Source organism: Paramicrobacterium humi (genome assembly GCF_900105715.1).
In the GTDB taxonomy this organism is placed as follows: Bacteria; Actinomycetota; Actinomycetes; order Actinomycetales; family Microbacteriaceae; genus Paramicrobacterium; species Paramicrobacterium humi.
Window position 1 is genome coordinate 1725394 of the sequence record NZ_FNRY01000001.1, and the last position, 26133, is coordinate 1751526.

Here is a 26133-nt window from a genome sequence, read left to right on the forward strand (position 1 = left end):
TCACTCTGCCGGTGCGATGTCCTGAGCGATCTCCCACGCGATGCCGTCGGGATCCTCGAGATCGGCGGTTCGTTTGCCCCACGGCCGGTCGATCGGTTCGGAAACCGGAACACCGCGTTCCCGCAGCGTCGCGCGGGCGGCATCCACGTCCTCGACCCAGACGCTGAACTGCACGGGAGTGCCGCGGCGTCCTACCGCGGTGCCGGAGATGAGGTCGTCGGCTGCCCGGGCCGACAGCAGGTTGAGGAGCACATTGTCGAACTGCACGCACGAGGACGTGTCGTCTTCGAAGACGACGTCCGCCTCGAACGTGTTCACGTAGAACTGCTTCGAGCGGGGCAGATCGCTGACGAACAGGGTGATCGCGCTGAGGTGCGACAGGGACTCTGACATGCGCTCACACTAGGCGCAACCTGCCACCAGCGTCCAACACGTGCGGCCCGGAGGCGGACACGAGGTATGCCACGATGGAGTTTCGGTCGAATCAGGCCCTGGGGGGACAGGAATGATGGCGTCGTCGATACTGCGTGTGCGAAGGAGAACCGGTGCGGGGGCCGGGTCGTCCCGACCATTCGACATCGTGCTCGACGGGACGGTGATCGGCGCGCTGAACAAGGGTGAGCACCTCGAGGAGCCGCTCGAGGCCGGGTCTCACTCGCTTCAGGTGCGCGCCGGCCGGTTCGTGAGCCCGGAGTTGGCATTCGACATCGACGCGAGCGAGACCGTGAGCTACGCCTGCCGTGGACGGCTCGTGTTGCCGCTCTATACGTCTCAGCGCGCTCCCGTCGCGGGCATCGACCTCCGGAGCGAGTGAACGAGGCTCGCCGCCTTCTCCGCGACTCAGTCGGGTGGCGGAAGCTCGATCGCGTCCCGGATGCTGCGGCCCATCGCGAGCCGCGTGAGGGCGGGAAGAGCCATGGCACGCACCATGGTGTTGCGCAGCAGCAGTTGCGCACGGTTCGCCGGTGCGAAGGCGACACCGAGGCTGACCGCGGCCTTCTGCTTTCGTCGTATCGCGGGTGCCAGGGCCTGCTCGTAGTCCGCAAACGCTGCCGCGTGATCACCGCCCGCCTGCCGCAGCCGATCAGCGAGCACGTACGCCTCCACCATCGCGAGAGCAGAGCCCTGCCCCGCGAGCAGTGAGGGGGAGGCGGCGGCATCCCCGACGAGCGCGACCCGGCCGCTCGTCCAGGTCGGCATCCGAATCTGGCTCGCCCGGTCGAGATAGAACGAGCGCGCGGTGGGCATGGCGTCGAGGATCGCCGGCACCTCCCACCCGCACCCGGCGAGACGGCGACGCAGCAGCTCCTGTTGCGCGTCGACGTCGCCGAGCGGAACGGGCTCGTCGTCACGGAATGTGAACAGCGCCATCGTGACATCCCCGGGAAGCGAGAGACGCGTGAGCTGCATTCCCACCTCCGTGTACATCATGGCGACGAGATCATCTCGCGGCCGGTAGCCCTCGAGCTCGAGTGCGGCAACTGTGATGCCAAGGTCCTTCTCGAATCCGGACTCGGGACCGAACGCGAGTTCCCGCACCCGGGAGTGCAGACCGTCCGCGCCCACGACGAGATCGACGTCGTGGTGGGCGCCGCTCTCGAGCGTCACGTGAACCTTGTCGCCGTCGTCATCGAGCTCTGCGACGGTGTCGCCGAAGACCGTCTCCACTTCGCCGTCGAGAGCGGCGTAGATCGTGGCCGCGAGCGCCGACCGCGCGATGCTCACGTAGCGGTCGCCACCGTCGGGGAAGAACCGCAGCGCATCCAGCGAGGCGATCTGGTGGCCGTCCGAGGCGACCTGACGCACCTCGCGAAAGCGGATGCCCTGCTTCAACAAGGTGGGAACGATGCCCATGCGACCGGCAACGTCAAAGCCCGCGCCCCAGAAGTCCACGAGGTAGCCGCCCGTGCGGAGCCCGGGAGACTGCTCAACGAGAAGAGGCACATGGCCAGCGCGACGCAGCCAATACGCGAGCGTCGGACCCGCGATGCCAGCGCCGACAATGAGAACCCGCATGGTGTCACCGCCCCTCGACGGCAGTGTGAACTGTTCTCTTACGGTCCCACGCGCGCGATCATGGGACAAGGGACGGAGCGCAATCTCCGGCGCCGTGTGGTGGAATAACTCGGCCCGCAGTAAAGTTGAGTTAAGCAGACTCAAGTTTGAAGCGGCCGCGTTTCGTCAGCAGGAAGGACACAGATGGCCAACATGCAGGGCGCGCCCTCCACGCAGGAGGACGCCAAGAGCGCTCTCGAACAGTTCGGAGTGAACCTGACCGAGATCGCCAAACAGGGAAAGCTCGATCCCGTGATCGGGAGGGACGCTGAGATCCGTCGCGTCAGCCAGGTGCTCACGCGCCGCACGAAGAACAACCCCGTGCTCATCGGCGAGCCCGGCGTCGGCAAGACCGCCGTCGTCGAGGGCCTCGCTCAGCGCATCGTCGCGGGCGACGTGCCGGAGTCACTCAAGGACAAGCAGCTCGTCTCGCTCGATATCTCCGCGCTCGTCGCGGGCGCCATGTACCGTGGCCAGTTCGAGGAGCGACTCAAGAGCGTGCTCAAGGAGATCAACGACGCCGAGGGCGAGATCATCACCTTCGTCGACGAGCTTCACCTGCTCATGGGCGCCGGCGGGGGAGAGGGCTCCGTCGCGGCATCCAACATGCTCAAGCCCATGCTCGCGCGCGGTGAGCTTCACCTGATCGGCGCGACCACTCTCGACGAATACCGTGAGTACATCGAGAAGGATGCTGCGCTCGAACGCCGCTTCCAGCAGGTGTACGTCGGCGAGCCGAGCGTCGAGGACACCGTCGCGATCCTCCGCGGACTCAAGGGGCGCTACGAGGCGCACCACGGAGTGACGATCACGGATGCCGCGCTCGTCGCCGCGGCCACGCTCAGCAACCGCTACATCACGGCACGGCAGCTGCCTGACAAGGCCATCGACCTGATCGACGAGGCCATGAGCCGGCTCAAGATGGAGATCGACTCCTCGCCCGTCGAGATCGACGAGCTCAAGCGCCAGGTCGACCGCATGAAGATCGAGGAACTCGCCCTCAAGAAGGAGAAGGACGACGCCTCGAAGGAGCGGCTCGAGAAGCTGCAGGAGGATCTCGCCGAGCGCCAGCAGGAGCTGTCGGTACTCGAGGAGCGCTGGGCGCGCGAGCGTGCCGGCCTCACACGGGTCGGCGACCTGAAGAAGCAGCTCGACGAGGCGAAGACCGCTCGCGACCGGGCGATGCGCGAGGCGAACTACGCCGAAGCGTCGAAGCTCGAGTACACGACGATCAAGGACCTCACCGAGCAGCTCGAGCGCGCCGAGAACGAAGACGGACCGACCGAGCCCCGCATGGTCAACGAGCAGGTCACGGAAGACGACATCGCCGCCGTGATCGCGGCGTGGACCGGCATTCCCGTCGGCCGGCTCATGCAGGGCGAGACCGAGAAGCTGCTGCACCTCGAATCCGAGCTCGGCAAGCGCCTCATCGGCCAGAAGCGCGCGGTCACGGCCGTCGCGGACGCCGTGCGGCGCACGCGCGCGGGCATCTCCGACCCCGACCGGCCCACCGGCTCGTTCATGTTCCTCGGACCAACCGGCGTCGGAAAGACCGAGCTTGCGAAGGCCCTCGCCGAGTTCCTCTTCGACGACGAGAAGGCCATGATCCGCATCGACATGTCGGAGTACGGCGAGAAGCACACCGTGTCGCGGTTGGTCGGCGCCCCTCCCGGGTACATCGGCTACGAGCAGGGCGGTCAGCTGACCGAAGCCGTGCGGCGTCGCCCCTACTCGGTGATCCTGCTCGACGAGATCGAGAAGGCTCACCCCGAGGTGTTCGACATCCTGCTGCAGGTGCTCGACGACGGACGCCTCACCGACGGGCAGGGCCGCACGGTCGACTTCCGCAACACGATCCTGATCCTGACCTCGAACCTCGGCTCACAGTTCCTCGTGGATCCCGAGATGAGCTGGGAGGAGAAGGAGCAGGCCGTGCAGGACCTCGTGCGCCAGGCCTTCAAGCCCGAGTTCGTGAACCGTCTCGATGACATCGTCGTGTTCTCTGCGCTCAGCCAGGAGGAGCTCGGCGAGATCGTCGAACTGTACATCGACCGGCTGCAGCGGCGCCTGGGCGAACGTCGACTCGAGCTCGCCGTCACGCCCGACGCCCGCTCGTGGCTCGCCGACCGCGGCTACGACCCCGTCTACGGTGCGCGGCCGCTGCGTCGCCTGATGCAGAAGGAGATCGACGACCGGCTCGCGACGGCGCTGCTCGCCGGTCACATCCACGACGGAGACACCGTCCGGGTCGATCTCGACCAGGCAGCCGACCAGCTCACCGTCGCCTCGGTCTAGCCCACGAATCGGCGCCTCCCCCGCGCGGGGAGGCGCCGTTTCGCGCTCGTCATCGCGACCTGGAGCTACGCTGCTCGGCGCCTGCGCTTCGCACAGGCGTAGGCTCGCAGCATGCGCGCAACAGTGATCTACGGAGAACGTGACGTCCGCCTCGAGGAAGTTCCCGATCCCGAGATCCATGAGCCCGGCGACGCGATCGTGCGGGTCGTCGCGGCGTGCATCTGCGGGTCCGACCTCTGGCCGTACCGCGGCATCCGGCCGACGCCGAAGCCGCGCCGAATCGGCCACGAGATGGTCGGCGTCGTGGAGCAGGTGGGTGACGCGGTCTCGCGCGTCTCGGTCGGCGACTTCGTGATCGCCCCGTTCTACATCTGCGACAACACGTGCGTGAACTGCCGCAATGGCATGACGACCTCGTGCCTGAACGGCCTCGCATGGGGCGGCACGGACGAGACCGGTGCCCGCATCGACGGCTGCCAGGGCGAGAAGGTCCGTGTCCCGTTCGCCGACGGAACGCTTGTGGCCGTGCCGGGGGAGCCGGATGCCGCCGCGATCCCGTCGCTGCTCGCGCTCTCCGACGTCTGCGGAACCGGGCACCACGCCGCCGTGTCCGCCGGCGTCGGTCCGGGAGCGAGCGTCGTGGTCGTCGGTGACGGCGCGGTCGGACTGAGCGCGGTGCTCGCGGCGAAGCGTGTCGGTGCCGAGCGGATCATCGCGATGTCGCGGCACGAGGACCGGCAGGCCCTCGCGTGCGACTTCGGCGCGACCGACGTCATCGCCGAGCGCGGCGAGGAGGGCGCGGAACGCGTGCGCGAGCTGACCGACGGCATCGGGGCGGATGCCGTGCTCGAGTGCGTCGGCACGAAGGAGTCCATGGACCAGGCCCTCCGCTCAACGCGACCGGGCGGTCGCGTCGGCTTCGTCGGCGTCCCGGCGGGCGGCCCGGAGCTGCCCATGCAGACGCTGTTCAGCACGAACATTGGCGTCGCAGGCGGCATGGCGCCCGTGCGCGGCTACATCGAGGACCTGCTTCCCGCGGTCCTCGCCGGCGACTACTCCGCCGGCCGCGTCTTCGACAGCGAGCTGCCGCTCGACCGGGTGGCCGAGGGCTATGCCGCCATGGACGAGCGGCGTGCCATCAAGGTGCTGCTGCGCCCGTGACCGACGGCGACCACGGGCGCAGCGCCGGGCTCACGCGTTGACGAGAAGGATCTCGTCGAGCGGCTTGCGCTGACGCGGCGCGATCTCGCGCTCACGCAGCACGTCGTTCGGCAGCGCATCGGGCGTCGCGAGAACACCGAGCGCCGTCACCGAGACCACTTCGAAGCGCGCGTCGAGAGCGAAGGCTGTGCGCAGCCCCTCGGGGTCGAAGCCGCCCATCTGGTGCACGTGCAGGCCGTCCTTGTGCGCCTGCAGCGCGAGCGTCGCCGCCGCCTGGCCGAGGTCATACTCGGCCCAGCGCAGTTGCGTGCCGTCCTCCGTCGCGGTCTCCGCCACGTTCACGATGAGCGCGGCCGCCGAACTGGCCCAGAGCTGGTTGAAGCCGAGGAGGTTCTCGACGATCGTCGCGTGCTCCGGCGTGCCGCGCCGCGCGACGATGAAGCGCCAGGGCTGCGTGTTGGCTGCCGACGCCGACCAGCGCGCGGCCTCGAGGGCGCTCGTCAGCTGCGTCTCGGTGATGTCGATCCCGGCGTCGAACGAGCGGGGGCTCCAGCGGCCCGCGATCACTTCGGAGATCGGGCTGCTGGTGACGGCGAGACGGTCGGTCGGTGTCATGGGACTCCTCAAGTCGTAGTGATTTCCGAAGCATTCAAACTCATGCAGACCCGAACTATTCCCTCGGTCGGCTGCCGCGGCCGACGATCTGCTCGATGAGCTGCGGCACCGTTTCGTCCTGCAGGCTCGTGGTGTCGCCGAGCGGGCGGCCCTCGCGGATGTCGACGAGCAGGCGCCGCATGATCTTTCCCGAGCGGGTCTTCGGCAGGTCGGGAACGACGATCACGTCGCGCGGCTTGGCGATCGGCCCGATCTGCTGTGCCACGTGCGCGCGCAGCTCCGGCGTCAGCTCCGCGGATGCTGCGGCGTCGACCGGAACGACGAAGGCGGCGACGGCCTGCCCGGTCACGGCATCCGACACCCCAACGACGCCGGCCTCGGCCACGGCCGGGTGCGCGACGAGCGCCGACTCGATCTCGATCGTCGAGAGCCGGTGCCCGGAGACGTTGATGACGTCGTCGACGCGGCCGAGCACCCAGATGTCGCCCTCGTCGTCCCACTTGGCACCGTCGCCCGAGAAGAACCAGCCCTGCCGCCAGTACGTGCTCCAGTAGGAGTCGCGGTAGCGCTCGGGGTCGCCCCACACGGTGCGGGCGAGGCCGGGGCCCGGCCGCTCGACGACGAGGTAGCCGCCGGAGCCGTAGGGCACGTTCGCGCCGTGCTCGTCGACGATGCGGGTCGACAGCCCGGGCAGCGCGCGCGTGGCCGAGCCGGGCTTGAGCGTGGACGCGCCGGGCAGCGGCGCCATGACGGCGGCCCCGGTCTCGGACTGCCACCAGGTGTCGATGATGGGGCACTGCCCGCGTCCGAGCTTCTCGTGGAACCACACCCACGCCTCAGGGTTGATCGCCTCGCCGACGGTCCCCAGCACCCGGATCGACGAAAGGTCGTACTCGGCGGGCGCGCCGTCGGGGAACCAGCTCATGAGCGTGCGGATGAGCGTGGGCGCCGTGTAGTAGGTGGTGACTCCATACCGCTCGATGATCTCGAAGTGCCTGGCTGTGTGCGGTGTGTTGGGCGTGCCTTCGTAGATGACTTGCGTGAGGCCGTTCGAGAGCGGCCCGTAGATCTCGTAGGTGTGCGCGGTGACCCAGGCGAGGTCGGCGGTGCACCAGTGCACGTCGTCGGGCTTCGCATCGAAGATCGCCCAGTGCGTCCAGTTCGCCTGCACGAGGTAGCCGCCCGCCGTGTGCACGAGACCCTTCGGCTTCCCCGTCGTGCCCGACGTGTACATGATGAACAGTGGCGTCTCGGCGTCGAACGCCTCGGGTTCGTGATGATCGGATGCTGCGGCCGTGAGCTCGTGCCACCAGAGGTCCCGACCGTCCGTCCACGGGATGTCGGGCGTCTGCCCTCCCGTGCGGCGCACGACGAGGACGTGCTCGATCGCAGGAGCGTCGGCGACGGCGGCATCCGCGTTCGCCTTGACGGGCACGGCGGCTCCGCGGCGGTACTGGCCGTCGCTCGTGATGAGCAGCTTCGCTCCGGTGTCCTCGACGCGGAACTTGAGCGCTTCGGTGCTGAAGCCGCCGAAGACGAGCGAGTGGACGGCGCCGATGCGGGCGATCGCGAGCGTCGCGATGATCGTCTCGGGAATCACGGGAAGGTAGACGACGACGCGGTCGCCCTTCTCGACGCCGAGGGTCGTGAGCGCGTTCGCGGCGCGCGCGACCTCCCGCTGCAGCTCGGCGTAGGTGATGGCGCGGCGATCGCCCGGTTCGCCCTCGAAATACAGGGCCACCTTGTCGCCGTTTCCCGCCGTGACGTGCCGGTCGACGCAGTTGACGGCGACGTTGAGCGTTCCTCCCGCGAACCACTCGGCCTTGGGCACGGTGAGGCTGCCGTCCTCACGCTCGCGGACGGGCTCCCATCTGTGCGCGGTGTGCCATGGTGTCGCCCACTCGAGCCGGCGGGCGGCGTCTTCCCAGAACGCGTTCGGGTCGGCATCCGCCCTCGCCCACTCGTCCGCGCCGACGTTGGCCTGGTCGGCGAACGCGGGCGGCGCGGGGTAGCGGCGCGTCTCGGGGAGCAGGGCGGAGATCGTGGGAAGGGCGGGCATGCTCCGACGGTAGGCCGCGCCGGGCGCCGCGGGAAATCAGGCGGAAACGGTCTGTAACATCACACCGCTCAGCCGCCCATGAGCGGCATCGGCATCCCGATGGTGACGAACACCGAGCCCGCGCCGTAGCCCGCGGCGCAGATGAGCAGGCCCACGACGGGAACCCACCACGCCATCCGTCCGGTGACGAGTCGTCGGATGGTCCACACGGTGAACACGACGACGGCGGCGATCGGGACCCACAGCGCGATGCCCGTGCCGAGGCCGATGAGGGCGAAATTGCAGTAGCGGCCGACCTCGATGCAGGGGATCGTGGACAGGCCGAGCATACTGCCGACGAGAAGGGTCAGCCCCACCGACATCGCGAGAAGCACCTGCAGGATGATCGACGCGACGATGTCCCATTCGGGACGCGCGGTCGTCGAAGTCCTGCGGAGCATGGCGCCAGTATGTCACCGCAAACTGGGCGAAACCGGAGGGTGTCGCCGGGAAGCCCGAGGGCACAGCCGCGCCACGAATCGGTAGCGGCGTCGACATGCGCACAGCGAGGCTCAGCCGTTCAGACCGGGGCCGGCTCGGTCGCAGCGGCGGCGGGGGCGACCGAGCCTCTTCGGATGAGTGGCATAGGGACGAGCCGATGCGCAAGCTCTGTCTTTCCGAGGACCATCTCCACGCCGAGGCTCGCCATTTGCTCATACGGGAGGCGACACGTGGTGAGGCCCGGTCGAAGGTAGCTAGCAAGCTCATCGTCGTCAAAGGAGATGACGGAGATGTCGTCGGGCACCCGCCGGCCCAGCTCCGTCAGCGCCTGATAAGCGCCGAATGCGACGTTGTCGTTTCCCGCAAGGATCGCCGTGAGATCCGGGTTACTCCGTAGCATGGTTATCGCTGCCGAGTATCCAATTGCGGGACTCCAATCCTCGAGATCCACGCGGACCGGCGTAATGCCTGCCGCATCGAGAGCGTCGTCGATTCCCCGGAATCGCACACCGATAGTGGCCGTTTTTCGCGGATCGACCACGATTCGCGGAAGATCCCCGATGATGCCGATTCGGGAGTGTCCTTGACCGATGAGCTCCCTGGCCACGGAACGACCAGCCTCGTACTCGTCAGGAAGGATGCTCGGAACCTCGTCTGGGGTCCGACCGTTCACGATCACGACGGGTGTCTTCCTGTCGGGGAGGGGGATGTCGATGACGCGCGCACCCATGAGGCCGACCAGGATGCCGTCGACATTGCGATCCCGCATGGCGTCCATCGCCGTGCCGAGGTCCTCCATGTGCCGGGCTGTCTCCGCGATGAGCACCGTGTGGTCGAGTTCCTTCGCGGTGCCGAGCACCCCGCGGATCATCCCGGACGCGTAGCGAGTGATCGTCACCTCATCTGAGATGAATCCGATCGTTTTGGTCTTCCCGAGGCGCAGGCTTTGCGCGGCTGGGTTCGGCTTATAGCCCAATTCGGCAGCCGCGGTGCGAATGCGGGCGGCGGCCTCATCAGAGAGGCGCGAGCCCGGGCGCTCGTTCAAGACGAGGCTGACGGCTGTCTTCGATAATCCGGATCGCTCGGCGACATCCGCCAGTGTCGGACGCTTTCCCGTCGGCCCCATCTTTGCTCCCCTGCTGTCACTATCGAGACTACCGGTGGCTAAATTGATTCAGCAAACGTCTTGCAGGTCGGTAACGGGGGTGTTATCGTCTGCTAAATGCATTCAGCACTATCGCGAGTGCATCGGATAGCACAAGAGGAGAAACCTTCAATGAGGAAGAATGCAGCAACGATCGCTGTGGCCGTTGTCGCGATCAGCGCGATGCTCGGGATGGCCGGATGCGCAAAGGGTGGGGTGAGCTCAAGCAGCGACAGCGGAACGCTCAAGCTGTGGACGCACAACGCCGGCAACGAGGCGGAGCTGTCCGCCATCAAAGACGTCGTCAAGGACTTTAACACGAGTCAATCAAAGTACAAGGTCGACGTGCAGGCATTTCCTCAGGACTCATACAACCAGTCGGTGACGGCAGCCGCGGCATCTGGAAAGTTACCGTGCATCCTCGACATCGACGCCCCGAACGTGCCCAACTGGGCCTGGGCGGGCTATCTCGCACCCTTGACCGGCATGGACGACGTTCTGTCCAAGTTCCTGCCCTCGACGGTGGGGACCTACAAGGACCAGACCTACTCGTACGGCTTCTATGATGTGGCCCTCACAATGATCACGCGAAAGAGCACGCTTGAGAAGTTCGACGTCCGCGTTCCGACGGTCGACAAGCCATGGACGAAAACCGAGTTCATGGACGCGATGGCCAAACTCAAGTCCTCGGGGCAGTTCGAGTACCCGGCGGACTTCGCAACCTCATCGACAGGCGAATGGTGGCCGTACGCATACTCGCCCTTCCTTCAGAGCGCCGGCGGCGATCTCATCGACAGGTCCGGCTACAAGACCGCGGACGGCGCTTTGAACGGTCCTGCTGCAATCGCGTGGGCCGAGTGGTTCCGCAGTCTCGTTTCCGACGGGTACATTGCAGCCAAATCGGGCACTGACCAGACCGCTGACTTCCTCAATGGCAAAACGGGACTAATCTATGCCGGCAGTTGGGCAGCCGAGCCGGTGCGGGAGAAGTTGGGCGACGACGCTCTCTTCATGCCCTCTGTCGACCTCGGTGAGGGGCCCAAGATCGGAGGCGGTTCGTGGCAGTGGGGTGTCTCGCAGTCGTGCAGTGACTCTGAAGGCGCTATGGCCTACATGAAGTTCGCCGCGCAGGACAAGTATGTCGCCGCTGTGGCAAAGGCCACCAAGACGATTCCTGCCACCGATGCTGCTGCCGCCATGGTTCCCGGTTACGGACCCGACGGAGACAACACGATCTTCCGCGAATTCTCCAAGAAGTACGCGGTAGTTCGTCCGGCCACACCCGGTTACCCCTTCATCTCGACCACCTTCCAGAAGGCCGCGCAGGACATCATCAACGGTGCTGACCCGCACCAGACTCTGGATCAAGCGGTCAAGGATATTGACGCGAATCAAAAACAGAACGGCTACTTCGAGTAAGCGCGTTCGCGGATGGGTGGCCGGCAGCGGCCACTCATCCGCTTCAACCAAGAGGGAAAACCATGACCGCTCTAGTCACCCCAAACGCGCGCTCGCGTGGGAACCGGAAGGAACAATTCGCTGCCTTGGCGATGTTCCTCCCCGCCGGCGTGCTGATACTCACGTTCCTTGTGATCCCCATCGCGTTGACGTTTATTCTTGCGTTCACGAACACACGGCTTATCTCGCCGGAACCCGGCCGGTTCATCGGGCTGGAGAATTTCGCGAACCTCTTCACTGACGACACTTTCTGGGCGGCGCTGCGCAACACCGTCATCTTCACGATCGTCGTGGTACCGGTGCAATCGGGCCTGGCCCTTCTCGTGGCTGTGCTCGTGAACTCAAAGGTGCGCGGCACGACGTTCTTCCGAACCGTGTACTTCTTGCCAGTCGTCACCTCGATCGTCGTCGTGTCGATGCTCTGGCTGTTCCTTTATCAAAGGAACGGGCTGATCAACGTCCTGCTGTCCAAGATCGGGATACAGGGGCCGGATTGGCTTGGTGATCCGCATTGGGCGTTGTTCGCGATAATCGTGATGTCGATCTGGCAGGCGATGGGCTTCCACATGATCATCTGGCTTTCCGGTCTGCAGACCATCCCGGGCGAACTCTACGAAGCTGCCGCGCTCGATGGCGCGACTCGCTGGCAGCAGTTCGCGCACGTCACGTGGCCGGGCTTGCGCGCCACTCGCACGTTCATTCTGATCACCATCACGATCGCAGCATTCGGTCTGTTCGCGCAGATCAACGTGATGACACAAGGGGGACCGCTTGACGCGACCACAACGCTCGTATTCGGAGCGGTACGCGCCGGGTTCCAGCAGCAGCAGACGGGATATGCGTCGGCGATCTCACTGGTGTTCTTCGTACTGGTGCTGATCGTCACCCTTATCCAGACTCTCCTCACTCGTGACAAGGAGGCCAAGTGATGAGCACCCTTACAGCTGGCGACCTAACTGATCTCCGGCACGAAATTCAGCCTGAACGTGCCAGACGTCGTCCGGTGGGATGGCGCGCCCCGGTCCTGCTGATCGTCAAGATTCTGCTAGCGCTCTTGTTCGGCTTGCCGCTGGTATTCATGATCGTGTCCAGCTTCAAACCCGACCTTCAGATCTTCGCTGACTTGAACGGCGTTCAGGCGTTCCTACCTGTTGGAGATCTCACTCTCGACAACTACCTCGGCGTGTTCGAGCGGGTTCCGTTTGCACAATTCCTGCTCAACTCGGTCATGATTTCCGTAATAACTGTCGGACTAGGCATCATCGTCAACTCGCTCGCGGCTTTCGCGATGGCGCGTATGCGACTGCCCGGACGCAAGTGGCTTCTCGGCATCGTGTTGGCCACCTTGATCGTGCCCTTCGAAGTCATGGCGTTACCCATGCTGTGGTGGGTGAACCAGCTCCCGTATTTCGACGGGGCCGAGTTCGTTCAGGGATGGCTCGACACCTACGCGGTTCAGATTGTTCCGTTCATAGCCAACGCCTTCTCCATCTTCCTCTTCTACCAGTACTTCAGTTCGATCCCGAAGGAACTCGACGAGGCAGCGCGCATGGACGGCGCCGGATGGTTCCGCATATACCGCACGATCGTCCTGCCGTTGGCCGGCCCTGCCGTGGCCACTGCCGCGATCCTCACATTCCTCCCTGCCTGGAACCAATACTTGTGGCCGCTCATGGTGACACAGAGCGAAGCTATCCGGCCAGTCATGGTCGGCATTGACTATTTCAAGCAATTGAACGTGTCATGGGGACAGATCATGGCCTACGCAAGCGTGATCACCGTGCCTGTGCTCGCCTTGTTCGTCGCTTTTCAACGCGCCTTCGTGAACTCAATCGCAGCGTCAGGAGTGAAAGGATGACGCAGACGAAGCAGATCGGGACGCCGAGGCCGTCCATTCACTTCGCCCCGCGACGGCATTGGATTAACGACCCGAATGGGCTTGTCTATTACGGCAATCGTTACCACCTCTTCTTCCAGCACAATCCCGAAGGCGACACACACGGGAATATGAGCTGGGGCCATGCAACAAGCTGCGACCTTGTCCATTGGCAAGAGCATCCGGTCGCGATTTCCCACACTGAGGAGGAAGAGGTCTTCTCGGGGTCCACGGTGTTCGACGAGGCGAACTCAAGTGGCCTCGGCAACGCGCAGAACCCGCCCCTCGTCGCGATCTATACATCGGCGTACCGCGCTGAAAGGCGCCAGGCCCAGTCCCTTGCGTATAGCACTGACGGCGGTAGGACATGGGCCCGATACCATGGCAATCCGGTTCTCGATCGCGGATCCAGCGACTTTCGCGATCCGAAAGTGTTCCGCTACACGCTCGGCGATGGGCCGTACTGGGTCATGGTTGCAGTAGAAGCCGCCGCCCGTCAGGTGGTTCTCTACCGGTCAGATGACTTGAAGAGCTGGACATACCTGTCCTCATACGGCCCAGCGGGCGCAGTTGGAGGCGTCTGGGAATGCCCGGATCTGTTCCCGCTGCCCGTCGACGGCGATGCGGAGCAGCAGCGCTGGGTGCTTCTCATCTCCCTCAATCCTGGCGGTGTCGCAGGCGGTTCTGGCACGCAGTATGTTGTCGGCCAGTTTGACGGCATTCGATTCACACCAGACGAGCCACTGGAAACCCTGTCCGGCGAGCGCGAACCGCTGGAGGGACTGGCATGGCTCGATTGGGGCCGCGATTGCTATGCCGGAGTGACATTCAGTGGGCTGCCGCTTCATGAGCGCATCCTCATGGCATGGATGAGCAATTGGGATTACGCGCACGCAGTCCCGACAACACCGTGGCGCGGCATGATGACAACCGCACGCCGGTTGACCCTGCGCTCGATCGGTGGACGTGCGCGACTCTGCGCAGAACCGGTCCTCCCGCCAGGGCGTGTCGCCGAGGAGCTTGCGCCGTGCACTTTAGCGAACGGTGAGTCACTTGTGGTCCAACTCCCTGACGTGGCGCGAATCGACTTTCGCATCCGAGCACTCGAAACAGCAAGTGTGGAGCTCCGTGGTAGCGACGGTTCTGTGATGCTCACATTTGATGGCGCGAGTGGCCGGATCCATCTTGATCGCCGAAGCGCGGACGTCATGGGGCACCCGTTGTACCCGAGCATCGACACCGCGCCCTCTCTCACCAGAGGGTCGATGCTCGATGCCACGATCGTTCTTGATACCGGATCTGTCGAGATTTTCGCGGACCAGGGGTCGCGCAACTTTACCGATCTCGCGTTCCTCGGTGAGGCGCGAGTCTTGACCATGCATGCGGTCGCTGGCTCTGTGTCTGTCGACGAACTCCGTGTGCTGAATCTGGAGGCCCGCTGATGGTGGATAGTGTATCTCCCGTTGTCGTGATCGGTGATGCCCTCATCGATGAACTGCGTGATGGCAACTCGTACCGTGAGACCGTGGGAGGTGCAGCGCTCAACGTAGCGATTGGGCTGACGCGCCTCGGAGTGCCGGCGACTCTGATCGCCATGGTTGGTGCGGATGCTGCCGGCCAACAGATTCGCGAGCACCTTCGCGAGCACGGAGTTGGGCTCCTCGCAACGCTCTCACCGCGCGGCTCGGCGCGCGCCGTCTCGACGCGGGTCGGTGGCGAACCCCTATACGAATTTAACGCCGCTGCTCGCGAGCGAGCGATATGCGTCGGTGACGCGGAACGGCGGGCGATCGCAGCCGCGCCGTACGTCGTAGTCAGCAGCTTTCCGTTCGATGACAACGCACAGACTGACGCGCTGGCTTCTGCCGTCGAGGACTGCAAGCTGGTCATCGACCCGAACCCGCGCGCGGGAATGCTGACGGATGCCGACGAATTCGCCCAGAGATTCGAGGAGCTCGCGGCGCGTTGCCTACTCGTCAAGATCGGGGCGGATGATGCGGCGCTGCTCTACAAGATCTCGGTCGGCGAACTCCGAGTGCGGCTTGCGAACGCCGGAGTCCATGCGGTGCTGGCAACCGACGGGCCTTCAGGCGCAACGGTCCAGATCGGAAAACGAGTCATTGCGTCCTCGACCGTGCAACTCCCTGGACCCGTGATCGACACGATGGGAGCCGGGGACGCGGTTCTCGCCTCGACCGTCGCCTCGCTCATGCAGGATGAGCCCGTGGACGAAGTCAGCTGGAGTCGCGCGATTGAACGGGCCATGCAGATCGCGGCAGAAACGGTGCGCCACGAGGGAGCGATGCTTAGGGCACCTCAATTCCTCGCGTGATCCGTCGGATCTGAGACGGTTGGCCTGCTATTGCCCACAGCACCGGGGAAAACCTGAAGCGCGGCTCAGGTCGAGAGCACCTCGCGAATCGCGGCGACGAATGCGTCCACGTCGTCGTCGGTCGTGTCGAACGAGCACATCCAGCGCACCTCGTTCTTCGCGGCGTCCCAGTCATAGAACCGAAAGCTCTCGCGCAGCCGGTCGGCGACGCCGTCGGGAAGGGTCGCGAAGACCGCGTTCACCTGGGTCGGCTGCGTGAAGCCGAGGTCCGGGAGCTCGCCGTTCGCGACGAGCGTGTCGAGCGCGCCGCGCAGTCGGGCGGCCGCGGCGTTGGAACGCTGGGCAGATCGGAGCCACAGGTCGCCCTCGAGAAGCGCGATGAGCTGTGCGGAGGCGAAGCGCAGCTTCGAGGCGAGCTGCATGTTCATCTTGCGCAGGTAGATGAGGCCCTCGCTCGCCGCCGGGTTGAGGGCGACGACGGCCTCGCCGTACAGCAGGCCGTTCTTCGTGCCGCCGAAGCTCAGCACGTCGACGCCCGCGTCGGTCGTGATCGCGCGAAGCGGGACATCGAGCGAGGCCGCGGCGTTGGCGATGCGCGCGCCGTCCATGTGCAGCTTCATGCCACGCGTGTGCGCGTGGTCGGCGATCGCCCGGATCTCCTCCGGCGTGTAGAGCGTGCCCAGCTCCGTCGACTGGGTGATCGACACCGCGAGCGGCTGCGCACGGTGCTCGTCGCCCCAGCCCCACGCCTCGCGATCGATGAGCTCCGGAGTGAGCTTGCCGTCCGGCGCGTCGACCGTGAGAAGCTTCATCGCGCCGACACGTTCGGGGGCGCCGTTCTCGTCGACGTTGATGTGGGCGGTGGATGCCGCGATCACCGCACCCCAGCGGGGAAGCATCGACTGCAGGCCGACGACGTTCGCGCCCGTGCCGTTGAAGACGGGGAACACCTCGACGCCATCGCCGAAGTGATCGGCGAAGACCTCGCGCAGCCGATGGGTGTAGACGTCCTCGCCATACGCGACCTGGTGGCCGCCGTTCGCGGTCGCGATCGCCTCGAGGATCTCAGGGTGTGCACCCGCGTAATTGTCAGAGGCGAACTGCTTGAGCGTGGCGTCGTGGAGGGCTTTCACCCTTCAAGTTTCGCGCATACGCGCTCGAGGGCGGGTCGGCGTCCCAATCGAATCGTTACAATAAAGGAGCACGGCACACGGTTGCCACGTTTTCCAACGGCGGAAGACGCGTCGAATCCGGACACCTGCTGATCCTGGATTGCACCGTATGGCAACCGGTTGACAAACGAGAATCGCCACGGTGTAATGGGAGAGTGTCAACGAAGCTGCAGTCAGACCCGGACCGCCTGTTCCCGGTCGATTCCGAAACCCGTGCCATCGCCCGCCGACTCTACGAGCGCGTCGCCGACTCGCCGATCATCTCGCCTCACGGGCATGTGGATCCGCGCCTCATTCTCGACAACGAGGCGTTCCCCGATCCGGCCGAGCTGCTGATCCGCTACGACCACTACGTCACCCGGCTCATCCACGCCGCGGGCGTGCCGCTCTACGAGCTCGGCGTGCCGGACCGCACGGGGGAGAACCCCACCGCGGCGGCTCGCGACGCGTGGCGCCGGTTCTGCGAGAACTGGCACCTGTTCGCCGGCACGGCATCCGGATACTGGCTGCGGCACGAGTTCACCGAGCTGTTTGGCATCACGGAGCACCCGAACGCCGACAACGCCGACCGGCTGTTCGACCAGATCACGGCGGTGCTTGCGACCCCGGCGTTCCGGCCGCGTGCGCTGTTCGAGCGCTTCGGCATCGAGGTCCTCGCGACCACCGACGACCCGATGGACGACCTCGCCGCGCACAAGGCGCTCGCTGAGGACACGTCGTTCAGCGGCCGTGTGCTCCCGACGTTCCGCCCGGACGTGTACCTCAACCCGGCCGCGCCGGCGTTCGTGCAGAGTGTCGAGAAGCTGACCCAGTGGAACGGCACGCCCGTCGACGACTTCCGCGGCTACCTTGACGCCCTCGCCGGTCGTCGCCGTTACTTCATCGAACACGGCGCCGTCTCGGCCGACCACGGGGTCCTGCAGCCGCTCACGGTCGACATGGACGAGTCGGAGGCAGCGAGCCTGTACGCCCGCGCGGTTCGCGGTGAGCTCTCCGATCGTGAGGCCGCGGTCTTCCAGGGGCACATGCTCCTGCAGTCGGCTCGCATGAGCGTCGAGGACGGCATCGTCATGACGGTGCACCCCGGCGTGTACCGCAACCACAGCAGCGAGACCTTCGAGCGCTTCGGGCCCGACACGGGCCACGACATCCCGGTCAGCACGAACTACGTCGACGCGCTGCGCCCGGTGCTCGAGAAGTACGGCAACGTGCCCGACTTCCACCTCGTGCTGTTCAGCGTCGATGAGACGTCGTACTCGCGCGAGATCGCGCCGCTCGCGGGCTTCTACCAGAGCCTGTACATCGGTGCGCCGTGGTGGTTCCTCGACGCGCCCGACGCCGTGCTCCGCTTCCGTTCCGCCGTCACCGAGACCGCCGGCTTCTATCGCAGCTCCGGCTTCATCGACGACACGCGCGCGTTCCTCTCGATTCCCGCGCGCCACGACATGTCCCGCCGCCTCGACGCCGCGTTCCTCGCTCGCTACGTCAGCGAGGGACGCTTCGAAGAGGAGGTCGCCGCGCAGATCGCCGTCGACCTCGTCGAGACGATGCCCCGAAAGGTATTCAAACTGTGACAACCGCCACAACCTCCGTCGTGCGGCTGAGCCGCGCGGCCCTCGCCGAGCGCAGCGGCTCCGCTGTCGTCACGGCTCCGCCCCGCATCGTGCACCTCGGCCTCGGCGCCTTCCACCGCGCCCACCAGGCCTGGTACACGGCGCACGCGACGGATGCCGCCGACTGGGGCATCGCCGCGTTCACGGGTCGCAGCCCCAAGGCCGCCGAGGAGCTCGCTCCTCAAGACGGTCTCTACACGCTCATCGAGCGCTCCGCCGAGGGCGACACCGCCGAGATCGTGACGAGCGTCGTCGAAGTGAACGACGGCGCCGACATCGGCCGGCTCGTCGAGCTGCTCATCGAGCCGACGACCGCTGTCGTCACGCTCACCATCACCGAGCCCGCGTACCGGTTGCGCGCCGACGGCCAGCCGAACCTCGACGACCCGGACGTCGCGCACGACATCGAGTCGATCTCCAGCCCCGCGAGCGGTGCGCCTCGGCCGTCGACGGTGCTCGGCCGGCTCATCGTCGCCCTCGACGCTCGCCGCCGCGCCGGTGTCGGCGGGATCGCCATCGTGCCGTGCGACAACATTCCCGACAACGGCGAACTCGTGCGGGTGGGCCTCACGGGCCTCGCCCGCCTGATCAGCTCCGTGCTCGCGGCGTGGATCGAGCAGAACGTCTCGTTCGTGACGACCTCGATCGACCGCATCACGCCGCGCACGACCGACGCCGACCGTGAGACCGCCGCGGCGCTCACGGGCTTCGCCGACGCAGCGCCCGTCGTGACCGAGCCGTTCAAGGACTGGGTGCTGAGCGGCGACTTCCCCGCCGGACGCCCTGCCTGGGAGAGCGCGGGGGCGACCTTCGTCGACGACATCGAGCCCTTCGAGCGCCGCAAGCTGTGGCTGCTCAACGGTGCTCACAGCCTGCTGGCTTACGCCGGGCTGCTGCGCGGACACACGACGGTCGCCGAGGCGATGAATGACAGCGAGTGCCGCGGCTGGGTGCGCGAGCTGTGGGATGCTGACGCTCGCAATCTCCCCGCGGCCGAGCTGCAGCTGGACGACTACCGTACGGCGCTCGAGGACCGCTTCGACAACGCACGCATCGCTCACCAGCTCGCGCAGATCGCGATGGAGGGCTCGACGAAGCTGCGCGTGCGCATTGCTCCCGTACTGCTCGCCGAGCGCGCCGCCGGTCGCGACGTTCCGTCGGGCGTCCGCGCGATCGCCAGTTGGATCGCCCTGACCCTCGACGGAACGGAGATCACCGACGCTCAGCAGGACGCGATCGCGTCTGCGGCGGCCTCGGACGAGCCGGTGCGTCGACTCGTTGACCTCATCGAGCCGGAGCTCGCGCGCGACGCCGACGTGCTCGCCGACATCGGCGCGCTGGTCTCCACGCTTCGGGCGTAGCGCCGGCGCTCAGCGCAGCTTCCGCAAGGCCTGACGGGCGGCACGCAGTTCGCGGCGGCTCTGCTGGACCCGCTCGTGCGTGTCGTCGCGGTGGCCCTCGAGCGTGTCGATGTCATCGTCGAGCGCGTCGAGGCGACGCGCGAGCTCCTGCAGCTGCCGTTCGAGATCGTCGCGCTGCGCCTCGAGCTCGTGCCGCTCGCCTCGTGCCTTGTCGAGCCGAGCGGTGAGCTCGGCGTCGTCTGCCTCGGCGCTCGCGGCCTCCGACTCGGCCTCGGCGACGGCGTTCTCCGCCGTTTCGCGGCGCTTCCGCGCGAGGTCATCGCGCTTGCTCGCGCGGCCCTTCACGGCTTTCGGCTGCGGTGTCGCATCTGCCGAGAGCGCGACCGCCGCCGCGATGTCGCCGTCGTCGGCGTCCGCCGTGAGCGGCGCCTTCACGAGCAGGCCGCCGCGCACCGCGTCGGCGACGGCGCGGTTCACCGCCGCGGCCTCGAGAGTCTGCTCGACCTCGCGCGCGATGCCCTCGCCCACGGAACGCTCGAGCTCCTCAGCGAGGGCGACAGCGTCGCGTGTGATCGCCGGCACAAGACGCGCCCGCTCACGACCGGTGGCGCGCAGTCGGTCGGCGTCGAGTTCGTCTTGCGCTTCGGCGATGCGCTCTCCCAGCTCGGCCAGCTCCCCGAGCCGGTCGGGGTCGCGCCGCGCGAGCATGTTGATGACCCACGCTGCGACGACGGGCTTCGGGAGCTTCCGAATACGTGCCGCGACCAGCTTCTCCGCCGCGTTCGCGAGCGCCGTGCGGCGTTTCGTGAATTCGTCGAGCGGGCCCGCGTAGAGTTCGGCGGCCGCGTCGGAGAGCGCGGCGTCCATTGAGGCGCCGTCACCCATGCGGCTACTCCTGCTCGAACAGCGCGGCGTAACGGTCGTAGAGCTCGTCCCAGCCGGCGGCGTGGGCGGCGTCGCCGACGACGATGGGCGTGTCCTCGCCGTTCAGAACGGAGTCGAGGGCCTGCAGACACAGGTGCCAGCCCGCGGCGAAGCTCGGCGCCATCGTGCGGTCGTCGAACGTGTGGCTCAAGTGCACGACCGACTCGTCCGCCGTCGGCGCGAGCTCGATGTCGATGCGGTCCTTGCCCCAGTCGAGGGAGAGCATCCGCTGCATCGCCGCCGTGACGACACGTCCGGGCGTCGCCGGCAGCTCAGGGTCGTCGACCTGGCGCAGCGCCACGACTCCCGTCTCGGTCAGATCTCGATCCGGCGCGAACGGCGCCCACCGGCGCACGACGTCCTTGTCGGTGATCGCCTGCCAGATCTCGTTGCACGAGTGCCCGACCGGACGCTCCAGGCTCAGCAGCCAGCGCCCCGCGACCTCGTTGATCTGCGCGTCGATCGGATGCTGGGGGAGCGGCGTGTCAGGCATGCACCCAGTGTGCGCGTTCCTGCCTGACACGTCCACCCCTTGCGGCCGCCGCGACTGGGCGCACCGTCCCGCTGCGGTGTCTCCCGAGCGGATCGATCCTGCGGGCGCTTGGGCCGTCACGATCTGTCGCGGGTTCGACAGTCACAAGAATTCGTAACGGGGCCATACCGGTTATCGCGCGGTCGGAGGTTGACTTGTTGTAAGGCTCATGCGTCGTTCACGAGAGTCGAGGGCGCGAGCCACACGGTGGTCTCTCCAGCCACGGCGCCCGCAGCGATATCGGCGCTGGCGAGTACGACCTCACTTTCATCGATCGCGTACGGCTCGACACCGAAGTTCGTCACGACGTGCCATCCATTCGGCCGCGCGAAGCGGAGCACGTCGTCGCGGCCGGTGTCGATCCATTCCAGGCTCTCGCCTGTCTGCAACGTGCATCGTAGGCGCAACGCGTTTCGGTAAAGCATCAGAGTCGACGCGGGATCGCGTTCCTCCGTGTCGACCGCCTGCCGCGCGAACCATTCTGGCTGTGGCAGGTGCGTACCGCCCTCGCCGAACCCGAACGCGGTTCCCGTCGCCACCCACGGCAGCGGGACACGGCATCCGTCGCGGCCGATTTCTGCTCCTTGCGTGCGGAAGAAGGTCGGGTCCTGGCGGTCGGCGGCGGGGATGCTGGCTACCTCGTGCAAGCCGAGCTCTTCGCCTTGGTAGATGTATGTCGATCCGGGCAGGCCCATAATGAACAAGGTCGCCGCCCTGGCCCTCCGTGCGCCTCTCTCCCGGTTGAGCAGAGATTCATCACCACCGTTCAGCAACCACTCTCCGCCGTGTCGGGTGGGCGCGGCGGCTCCCGCCTCCGACACGGGCAGACCGTACCGGGTTGCGTGACGGACGACGTCGTGGTTCGACAGCACCCACGTGCTCGACGACCCAGACTGCGCAGCGAGGGCGAGATTGTCGGAGATGATGCGGTGGAATTGTGCCGCGTCGAAGTCGGCTTCGAGGAGGTCGAAGTTGAAGGCTTGCCCGAGGCTCTCAGGGCGGGCATAAAGATGGATGCGGGAGGGGTGCACCCAGGCCTCGGCGACGGCGGTGCGCGGCGGATCGTAGGAGTCGAACACCTCGCGCCACTCGGCGTAGATCTCGTGGACATCGTCTCGATCGATCAGAGGGTGGTTTCCGTCCCGCGGGATGAGCGCGAGTTCGTCCCTCGAGGGAAGGGGCTCGGTGAGGTCCTTGGTGAGCATGTGCGCGACGTCGATTCGGAAGCCGTCGACGCCGCGGTCCGACCAGAATCGCAGTGTCTTCAGGAAGTCCTCGTGCACCTCGGGGTGGTCCCAGTTGAGGTCGGGCTGTTCCTTCGCGAAGTTGTGCAGATACCACTGCCCGTCCTCTACCCGTTCCCAGGCCGACCCGCCGAAGACCGAGAGCCAGTCCGTTGGCGGCTCCAAACCGTCCGTCCCGGAACCTTCACGGAAGATGTACCGTTCCCGAGCTGCCGATCCCCGGCCGGCAGCGAGAGCTTCTTGGAACCAGGCATGCTGATCGGAGGTGTGGTTGGGCACGATGTCGACGACGACCTTGAGGTCGTGGGCGTGCAGCGCCGCGAGCATGGCATCGAAATCGTCGAGCGTGCCCAGGCGGGGGTCGACGTCACGGTAGTCGGCGACGTCGTATCCGCCGTCGGCGAGGGCGGAGGGGTAGAACGGGCTCAGCCACACGGCGTCGATGCCGAGTTTGTCAAGGTAATCGATGCGTGAGGTGATGCCTCGGAGGTCGCCCAGGCCGTCTGCGTTCGAATCTGCGAAACTGCGCGGATAGATCTGGTAGACGACGGCTTGGCGCCACCACGGCGGAAGAGCATCGGGTACAGGGGGTTCAGAGGCGAAATCGAGCGAGTTTGTCACGACAGACGGGTCCTTTCGATGGGTTGCGTGACGGACAGGTGCAGACGCAGATGAGCCCCGGGGATCGTCAGCCCTTGATTGCTCCCTGGGTGACGCCTTCCATGACCCAGCGTTGGGTGAACAGGTAGGCGACAATGGCCGGCGCCATGGCCATGAGGTAGGACGCGAACGACACGTTGTAGTTATTGCTGAATTGCGTCTGGAACAGGTTCTGGCGCACTGGCAGGGTCTGCAGTCCCGGATCAGAGATGATGAGCGAGGGCATCATGAAGTCGTTCCACGCGTAGAGGAATGCGAAGATGCCGACCGTCGCACTCATGGGCGCCAACAGGGGGAAGATCAGCCTCCAGAAAGTCTGCCAGGTGCTTGCGCCGTCGATCCGCGCGCTCTCCTCGAGCTCTAGCGGAATCGAACGCAGGAACGCGGTGAAAAGCAGCACGCTGAAGCTCAGCTGAAACATCGTTGCGAGGATGATCACACCGAAGGGGTTGTCGAGCCCGACCCGACCCGTCAACTGGATCTGCGGCAGAGCGACAACTGGGAACGGAATGAACATCGCTGCAAGCAGATAGAAGAACGAGTAACGGAAGAGCCGGCGGTCCCAGTTGCGCACGATCGCATAGGAGGCGAAGGCGGCGAGCACAATCGTCGCGACGACGGTGCCGGCAGTGACCAACAGCGATATGCCGGCGCCGACGGGGAACTTCGTGAGGTTCCACGCCGCGACGAAGCCGTCCAGGCTGAATGGTGCGGGAAGCGAGAAGGCGTTGCCGTCGACGGCCTGCCCGGTCGTCTTGAAGGCCATCGAGATCGTCACATAGAGCGGAAGCAGCACCGTGACGGCGCACAGGATAAGGATGATCGTGCCGGACCAGTTGACGCGTTCCATTCGCGGCCGTTCCCGCCGACCGTGCGTCGTGATCAGCTCGGTGGCGGTGGAGAGTTGTGTCGACATCAGAGTGCGTTCCTTCCGCGGGTCAGCGAGAGCTGGAGGACGGAGACGATAATTGCGACGATGAAGAAGATTGTCGCGTTCGCCATCTGGTAGGCGTAGTCACCACCGTTGAAGCCCGCGATGATCGTCATCGCGACGCTGCGGGTGGCAGTTCCGGGTCCGCCGTTGGTGAGGCCGACGATGATGTCGTATGCGTTCAAGAATCCCTTGAAGCCGAGGATGACGTTGATGACGACGTATCCCGCGACGAGAGGCACCGTGATGCGGGTGAGCTGCTGCGCCTTCGTCGCACCGTCGATTGACGCGGCCTCGTAGACATCGCCGGGGACGGAGAGCAGTCCGGCGATGTAGATGAGCAGTGTGCCGGGGATCGCCTGCCATGCGGTGACGATGACGATCGCGATCCAGGCGAGGTCGGAGTTGGCCAGAAGGCTCGTGGCAAGCCACGGGATCCCGGCAGCCTCTCCCGCAGCGGGCAGCGAATTTGAGAAGAGGAAGTTGAAGACGTAAGCGATGATGATGCCCGAGATCACCATCGGGATCACAAACACGGTGCGCAGTCCGGTTTTGAAACGGATGCGGGAGGTCAATCCGACCGCGAGCAGGAACCCGACGATGTTAACGACAATCACCGTTGCGATCGAGAACCCGAAGGTGAACAGGTAGCTCTGCAGGATCGCCGGGTCGCCGAACACGGCGATGTAGTTCGTCAGTCCGTTGAAGCTCCAGTCTCCGATACCGATCGAGTCAGTGAAGCTGAAGAAGATGCCGATGATGCCGGGGACCGTGATCGCAAGGGTGAACAGCAGAAGGGTTGGCAGCAGAAACAGATAGTAGATCGGCTCGACGCGGTGGCGGCTGTGCCGGGCGGTGCGCCGTCCGCCCGTGACGATGGTTGTGGTGGACGTCATTTCGCGGACTCCTTCGTCTCGCTCGAGGGCACGGGCGCTCGGAACGCGACGCGTGCCCAGTCCGCGTCCATGGTTCGAAGCATCGAGGCCGGGTCGGCACCGAGCATTATTGCCTGGGCGTAGTTGAAGACCGGGATGGTCTTGGGCACCAGCACCGACGGGCCCTGATAGATGCGACCGTCGTTGTAGTACTGGATCATTCCTTCAATCCGTGGATCGTCGGGCGCTGGGGCATCTGTCGTCGGAGTGAAGCCGAGTTGCGAGGCGTTATAGGCCTCGATGTTCTTAGGCTCGTAGAGGAACTCGAGGAAGTCCCGCGCAGCATCCTTGTGATGCGAGCCCTCGGGAATCATCGCTGCCAGGTCCATATTCACTCTGACCGCGAGATCAGATGGGTCGTCGGTCATTGGCAGCGGGAATGTGCCGAGCTCGAGATCGGGAGATGTCTTGGCGATCTCGCTGAATGCCCACGGGCCCTGCAGATACATGGCTGCCTGGCCCTTAGCGAAGGCAAGATTGCCGTCTCCATAGCCGCGGCTTGCCGCATCCTCGTTGACGTACTTCTTCAACTCGATCATCTGGTCCATGGGACCAGCGAAATCCTTCTGAAACGAGTATTGGGAGTCGGCGCCGACTTCTGCGCCTTCGGCGGCGAGGCCGTCGAAGAAGTCTATGACGTCAATCTGGCCGCCGAGAGCATAGTCGTACCAGCCCTGACCGATCGTCCAGTCGTCCTTGAATGTGGCGTAGAAGGGCGTGATGCCGGCGTCCTGCAACTGATCGCACACGGCGAGTAATTCGCTCCAGGTCTGCGGAACCTCCAGTCCCTGCGCCGCGAAGATCTCCTTGTTGTAGATCACGGATGCCGCCATCACCGAGTACGGCAGCGCACTTATCCGGCCCTCACACGAGCCGTATTGGTCCATCAGCGGCTGTAAATCGTCGCGAGTGCTCTTCGCCGCGTCGGTGCCGGAGAGATCGCTGAGGGCGCAGCGTTGCACGAAGCGGGCGACCTCGTAGTTGTAATTCGCCAGCATGATGTCCGGCGGGTTTCCCCGCACGAAGCTCGCCGAGACGACGTCAACGCCCGATGTGTCGATTTCTACACGCACGTCGTCTTGTGACGAGTTGTACTCGCCAACGAGGTCGGTCATGAACTCAATCGCCTCACGTTTGCTGAATGTGAAGCGGATCGTCTCCCGCCCATCAGTTGAGCAGCCGCTCAGCAGCGCGCCGCTGAGAGCGATCAATGCTCCCATCGCAACGGCGTGGCGCACGCGCCTCCATTTTCCCGACACCCTTGTCCTCGTTCCCGATCTGGCGAG

The 26133-nt window shown here is 65.6% G+C and carries 23 protein-coding genes; 10 read left to right on the plus strand and 13 right to left on the minus strand.

Features of this window, described 5'->3' with window-relative positions; genetic code table 11:
* Nucleotides 1-393: a VOC family protein gene (locus BLV49_RS08645; protein WP_091182674.1), complete on the minus strand. Its 393-nt coding sequence runs from the start codon at nt 391-393 to the stop codon at nt 1-3.
* Nucleotides 394-580: 187 nt separating this feature from the next.
* Here BLV49_RS08645 and BLV49_RS08650 point away from each other — a divergent pair, with 187 nt between their 5' ends.
* Complete coding sequence (locus tag BLV49_RS08650) at nt 581-814, plus strand: hypothetical protein (protein ID WP_091182677.1); 234 nt, start codon at nt 581-583, stop codon at nt 812-814.
* 26 nt (nt 815-840) lie between these two features.
* On the opposite strand, the gene BLV49_RS08655 is transcribed toward BLV49_RS08650, so the two are convergent.
* The gene (locus tag BLV49_RS08655; RefSeq protein ID WP_091182680.1) at nt 841-2016 is read right to left on the minus strand and encodes an FAD-binding domain; all 1176 of its coding nucleotides are present in this window, start codon (nt 2014-2016) and stop codon (nt 841-843) included.
* A gap of 183 nt (nt 2017-2199) precedes the next feature.
* Here BLV49_RS08655 and BLV49_RS08660 point away from each other — a divergent pair, with 183 nt between their 5' ends.
* Together BLV49_RS08660 and BLV49_RS08665 are read left to right on the plus strand one after the other, a co-directional pair.
* Nucleotides 2200-4350 (plus strand): ATP-dependent Clp protease ATP-binding subunit, encoded by a 2151-nt coding sequence (locus BLV49_RS08660; protein ID WP_091182682.1) that lies wholly within the window; start codon nt 2200-2202, stop codon nt 4348-4350.
* Nucleotides 4351-4461: 111 nt separating this feature from the next.
* The gene (locus BLV49_RS08665) at nt 4462-5511 is read left to right on the plus strand and encodes a zinc-dependent alcohol dehydrogenase family protein (protein WP_091182685.1); all 1050 of its coding nucleotides are present in this window, start codon (nt 4462-4464) and stop codon (nt 5509-5511) included.
* Between the two features lie 30 nt (nt 5512-5541).
* On the opposite strand, the gene BLV49_RS08670 is transcribed toward BLV49_RS08665, so the two are convergent.
* The 4 genes from BLV49_RS08670 to BLV49_RS08685 all read right to left on the minus strand — a co-directional run bounded on the left by BLV49_RS08670 (nt 5542) and on the right by BLV49_RS08685 (nt 9791).
* Complete coding sequence (locus tag BLV49_RS08670) at nt 5542-6126, minus strand: nitroreductase family protein (protein WP_091182687.1); 585 nt, start codon at nt 6124-6126, stop codon at nt 5542-5544.
* A gap of 55 nt (nt 6127-6181) precedes the next feature.
* Nucleotides 6182-8185, minus strand: coding sequence for an acetate--CoA ligase (acs, locus tag BLV49_RS08675; RefSeq protein ID WP_091182692.1), 2004 nt, complete (start codon nt 8183-8185; stop codon nt 6182-6184).
* Nucleotides 8186-8253: 68 nt separating this feature from the next.
* Nucleotides 8254-8625 carry a hypothetical protein gene (locus tag BLV49_RS08680; RefSeq protein WP_091182694.1) on the minus strand — a complete coding sequence of 124 codons (372 nt, stop codon included), beginning with the start codon at nt 8623-8625 and terminating at the stop codon, nt 8254-8256.
* Between the two features lie 119 nt (nt 8626-8744).
* Nucleotides 8745-9791 carry a LacI family DNA-binding transcriptional regulator gene (locus BLV49_RS08685; protein WP_091182696.1) on the minus strand — a complete coding sequence of 349 codons (1047 nt, stop codon included), beginning with the start codon at nt 9789-9791 and terminating at the stop codon, nt 8745-8747.
* Between the two features lie 150 nt (nt 9792-9941).
* Here BLV49_RS08685 and BLV49_RS08690 point away from each other — a divergent pair, with 150 nt between their 5' ends.
* From BLV49_RS08690 to BLV49_RS08710, 5 genes are all read left to right on the plus strand, one after another.
* Nucleotides 9942-11228: a sugar ABC transporter substrate-binding protein gene (locus BLV49_RS08690; protein ID WP_091182698.1), complete on the plus strand. Its 1287-nt coding sequence runs from the start codon at nt 9942-9944 to the stop codon at nt 11226-11228.
* A gap of 131 nt (nt 11229-11359) precedes the next feature.
* Nucleotides 11360-12196: a carbohydrate ABC transporter permease gene (locus BLV49_RS08695; protein WP_245723709.1), complete on the plus strand. Its 837-nt coding sequence runs from the start codon at nt 11360-11362 to the stop codon at nt 12194-12196.
* A complete protein-coding gene (locus BLV49_RS08700; RefSeq protein ID WP_091187063.1) occupies nt 12196-13125 on the plus strand; it encodes a carbohydrate ABC transporter permease in 930 nt (309 codons plus the stop codon). Before BLV49_RS08695 ends, BLV49_RS08700 begins: the two co-directional genes overlap by 1 nt.
* Nucleotides 13122-14585: a glycoside hydrolase family 32 protein gene (locus tag BLV49_RS08705; RefSeq protein WP_091182708.1), complete on the plus strand. Its 1464-nt coding sequence runs from the start codon at nt 13122-13124 to the stop codon at nt 14583-14585. The genes BLV49_RS08700 and BLV49_RS08705 overlap by 4 nt, the downstream gene beginning before the upstream one ends.
* Nucleotides 14585-15475 (plus strand): carbohydrate kinase family protein, encoded by an 891-nt coding sequence (locus tag BLV49_RS08710; RefSeq protein ID WP_091182711.1) that lies wholly within the window; start codon nt 14585-14587, stop codon nt 15473-15475. The genes BLV49_RS08705 and BLV49_RS08710 overlap by 1 nt, the downstream gene beginning before the upstream one ends.
* A 65-nt stretch (nt 15476-15540) precedes the next feature.
* Here the strand turns inward: BLV49_RS08710 and BLV49_RS08715 are convergent, their stop codons facing one another.
* The gene (locus BLV49_RS08715) at nt 15541-16608 is read right to left on the minus strand and encodes a threonine aldolase family protein (RefSeq protein ID WP_091182714.1); all 1068 of its coding nucleotides are present in this window, start codon (nt 16606-16608) and stop codon (nt 15541-15543) included.
* 194 nt (nt 16609-16802) lie between these two features.
* On the opposite strand from BLV49_RS08715, the gene uxaC reads away from it, so the two are divergent.
* Nucleotides 16803-18221, plus strand: coding sequence for a glucuronate isomerase (uxaC, locus tag BLV49_RS08720; RefSeq protein WP_091182715.1), 1419 nt, complete (start codon nt 16803-16805; stop codon nt 18219-18221).
* Nucleotides 18218-19621 carry a mannitol dehydrogenase family protein gene (locus tag BLV49_RS08725; RefSeq protein ID WP_245723589.1) on the plus strand — a complete coding sequence of 468 codons (1404 nt, stop codon included), beginning with the start codon at nt 18218-18220 and terminating at the stop codon, nt 19619-19621. Before uxaC ends, BLV49_RS08725 begins: the two co-directional genes overlap by 4 nt.
* A 9-nt stretch (nt 19622-19630) precedes the next feature.
* Here the strand turns inward: BLV49_RS08725 and BLV49_RS08730 are convergent, their stop codons facing one another.
* From BLV49_RS08730 to BLV49_RS08755, 6 genes are all read right to left on the minus strand, one after another.
* Nucleotides 19631-20506 carry a hypothetical protein gene (locus BLV49_RS08730; RefSeq protein WP_143034012.1) on the minus strand — a complete coding sequence of 292 codons (876 nt, stop codon included), beginning with the start codon at nt 20504-20506 and terminating at the stop codon, nt 19631-19633.
* A 4-nt stretch (nt 20507-20510) separates the two neighbouring features.
* The gene (locus BLV49_RS08735) at nt 20511-21038 is read right to left on the minus strand and encodes an SRPBCC domain-containing protein (protein ID WP_091182725.1); all 528 of its coding nucleotides are present in this window, start codon (nt 21036-21038) and stop codon (nt 20511-20513) included.
* 206 nt (nt 21039-21244) lie between these two features.
* Nucleotides 21245-22942, minus strand: a complete 1698-nt coding sequence (locus BLV49_RS08740) for a glycoside hydrolase family 13 protein (protein ID WP_091182728.1) — start codon at nt 22940-22942, stop codon at nt 21245-21247.
* A 67-nt stretch (nt 22943-23009) separates the two neighbouring features.
* Entirely contained in the window at nt 23010-23897 is an 888-nt protein-coding gene (locus tag BLV49_RS08745) for a carbohydrate ABC transporter permease (protein WP_091182731.1), read from the minus strand.
* Entirely contained in the window at nt 23897-24808 is a 912-nt protein-coding gene (locus BLV49_RS08750; protein WP_091182735.1) for a carbohydrate ABC transporter permease, read from the minus strand. Before BLV49_RS08750 ends, BLV49_RS08745 begins: the two co-directional genes overlap by 1 nt.
* Nucleotides 24805-26067 carry an ABC transporter substrate-binding protein gene (locus tag BLV49_RS08755; RefSeq protein WP_091182739.1) on the minus strand — a complete coding sequence of 421 codons (1263 nt, stop codon included), beginning with the start codon at nt 26065-26067 and terminating at the stop codon, nt 24805-24807. Before BLV49_RS08755 ends, BLV49_RS08750 begins: the two co-directional genes overlap by 4 nt.
* Nucleotides 26068-26133 lie beyond the last annotated feature (66 nt).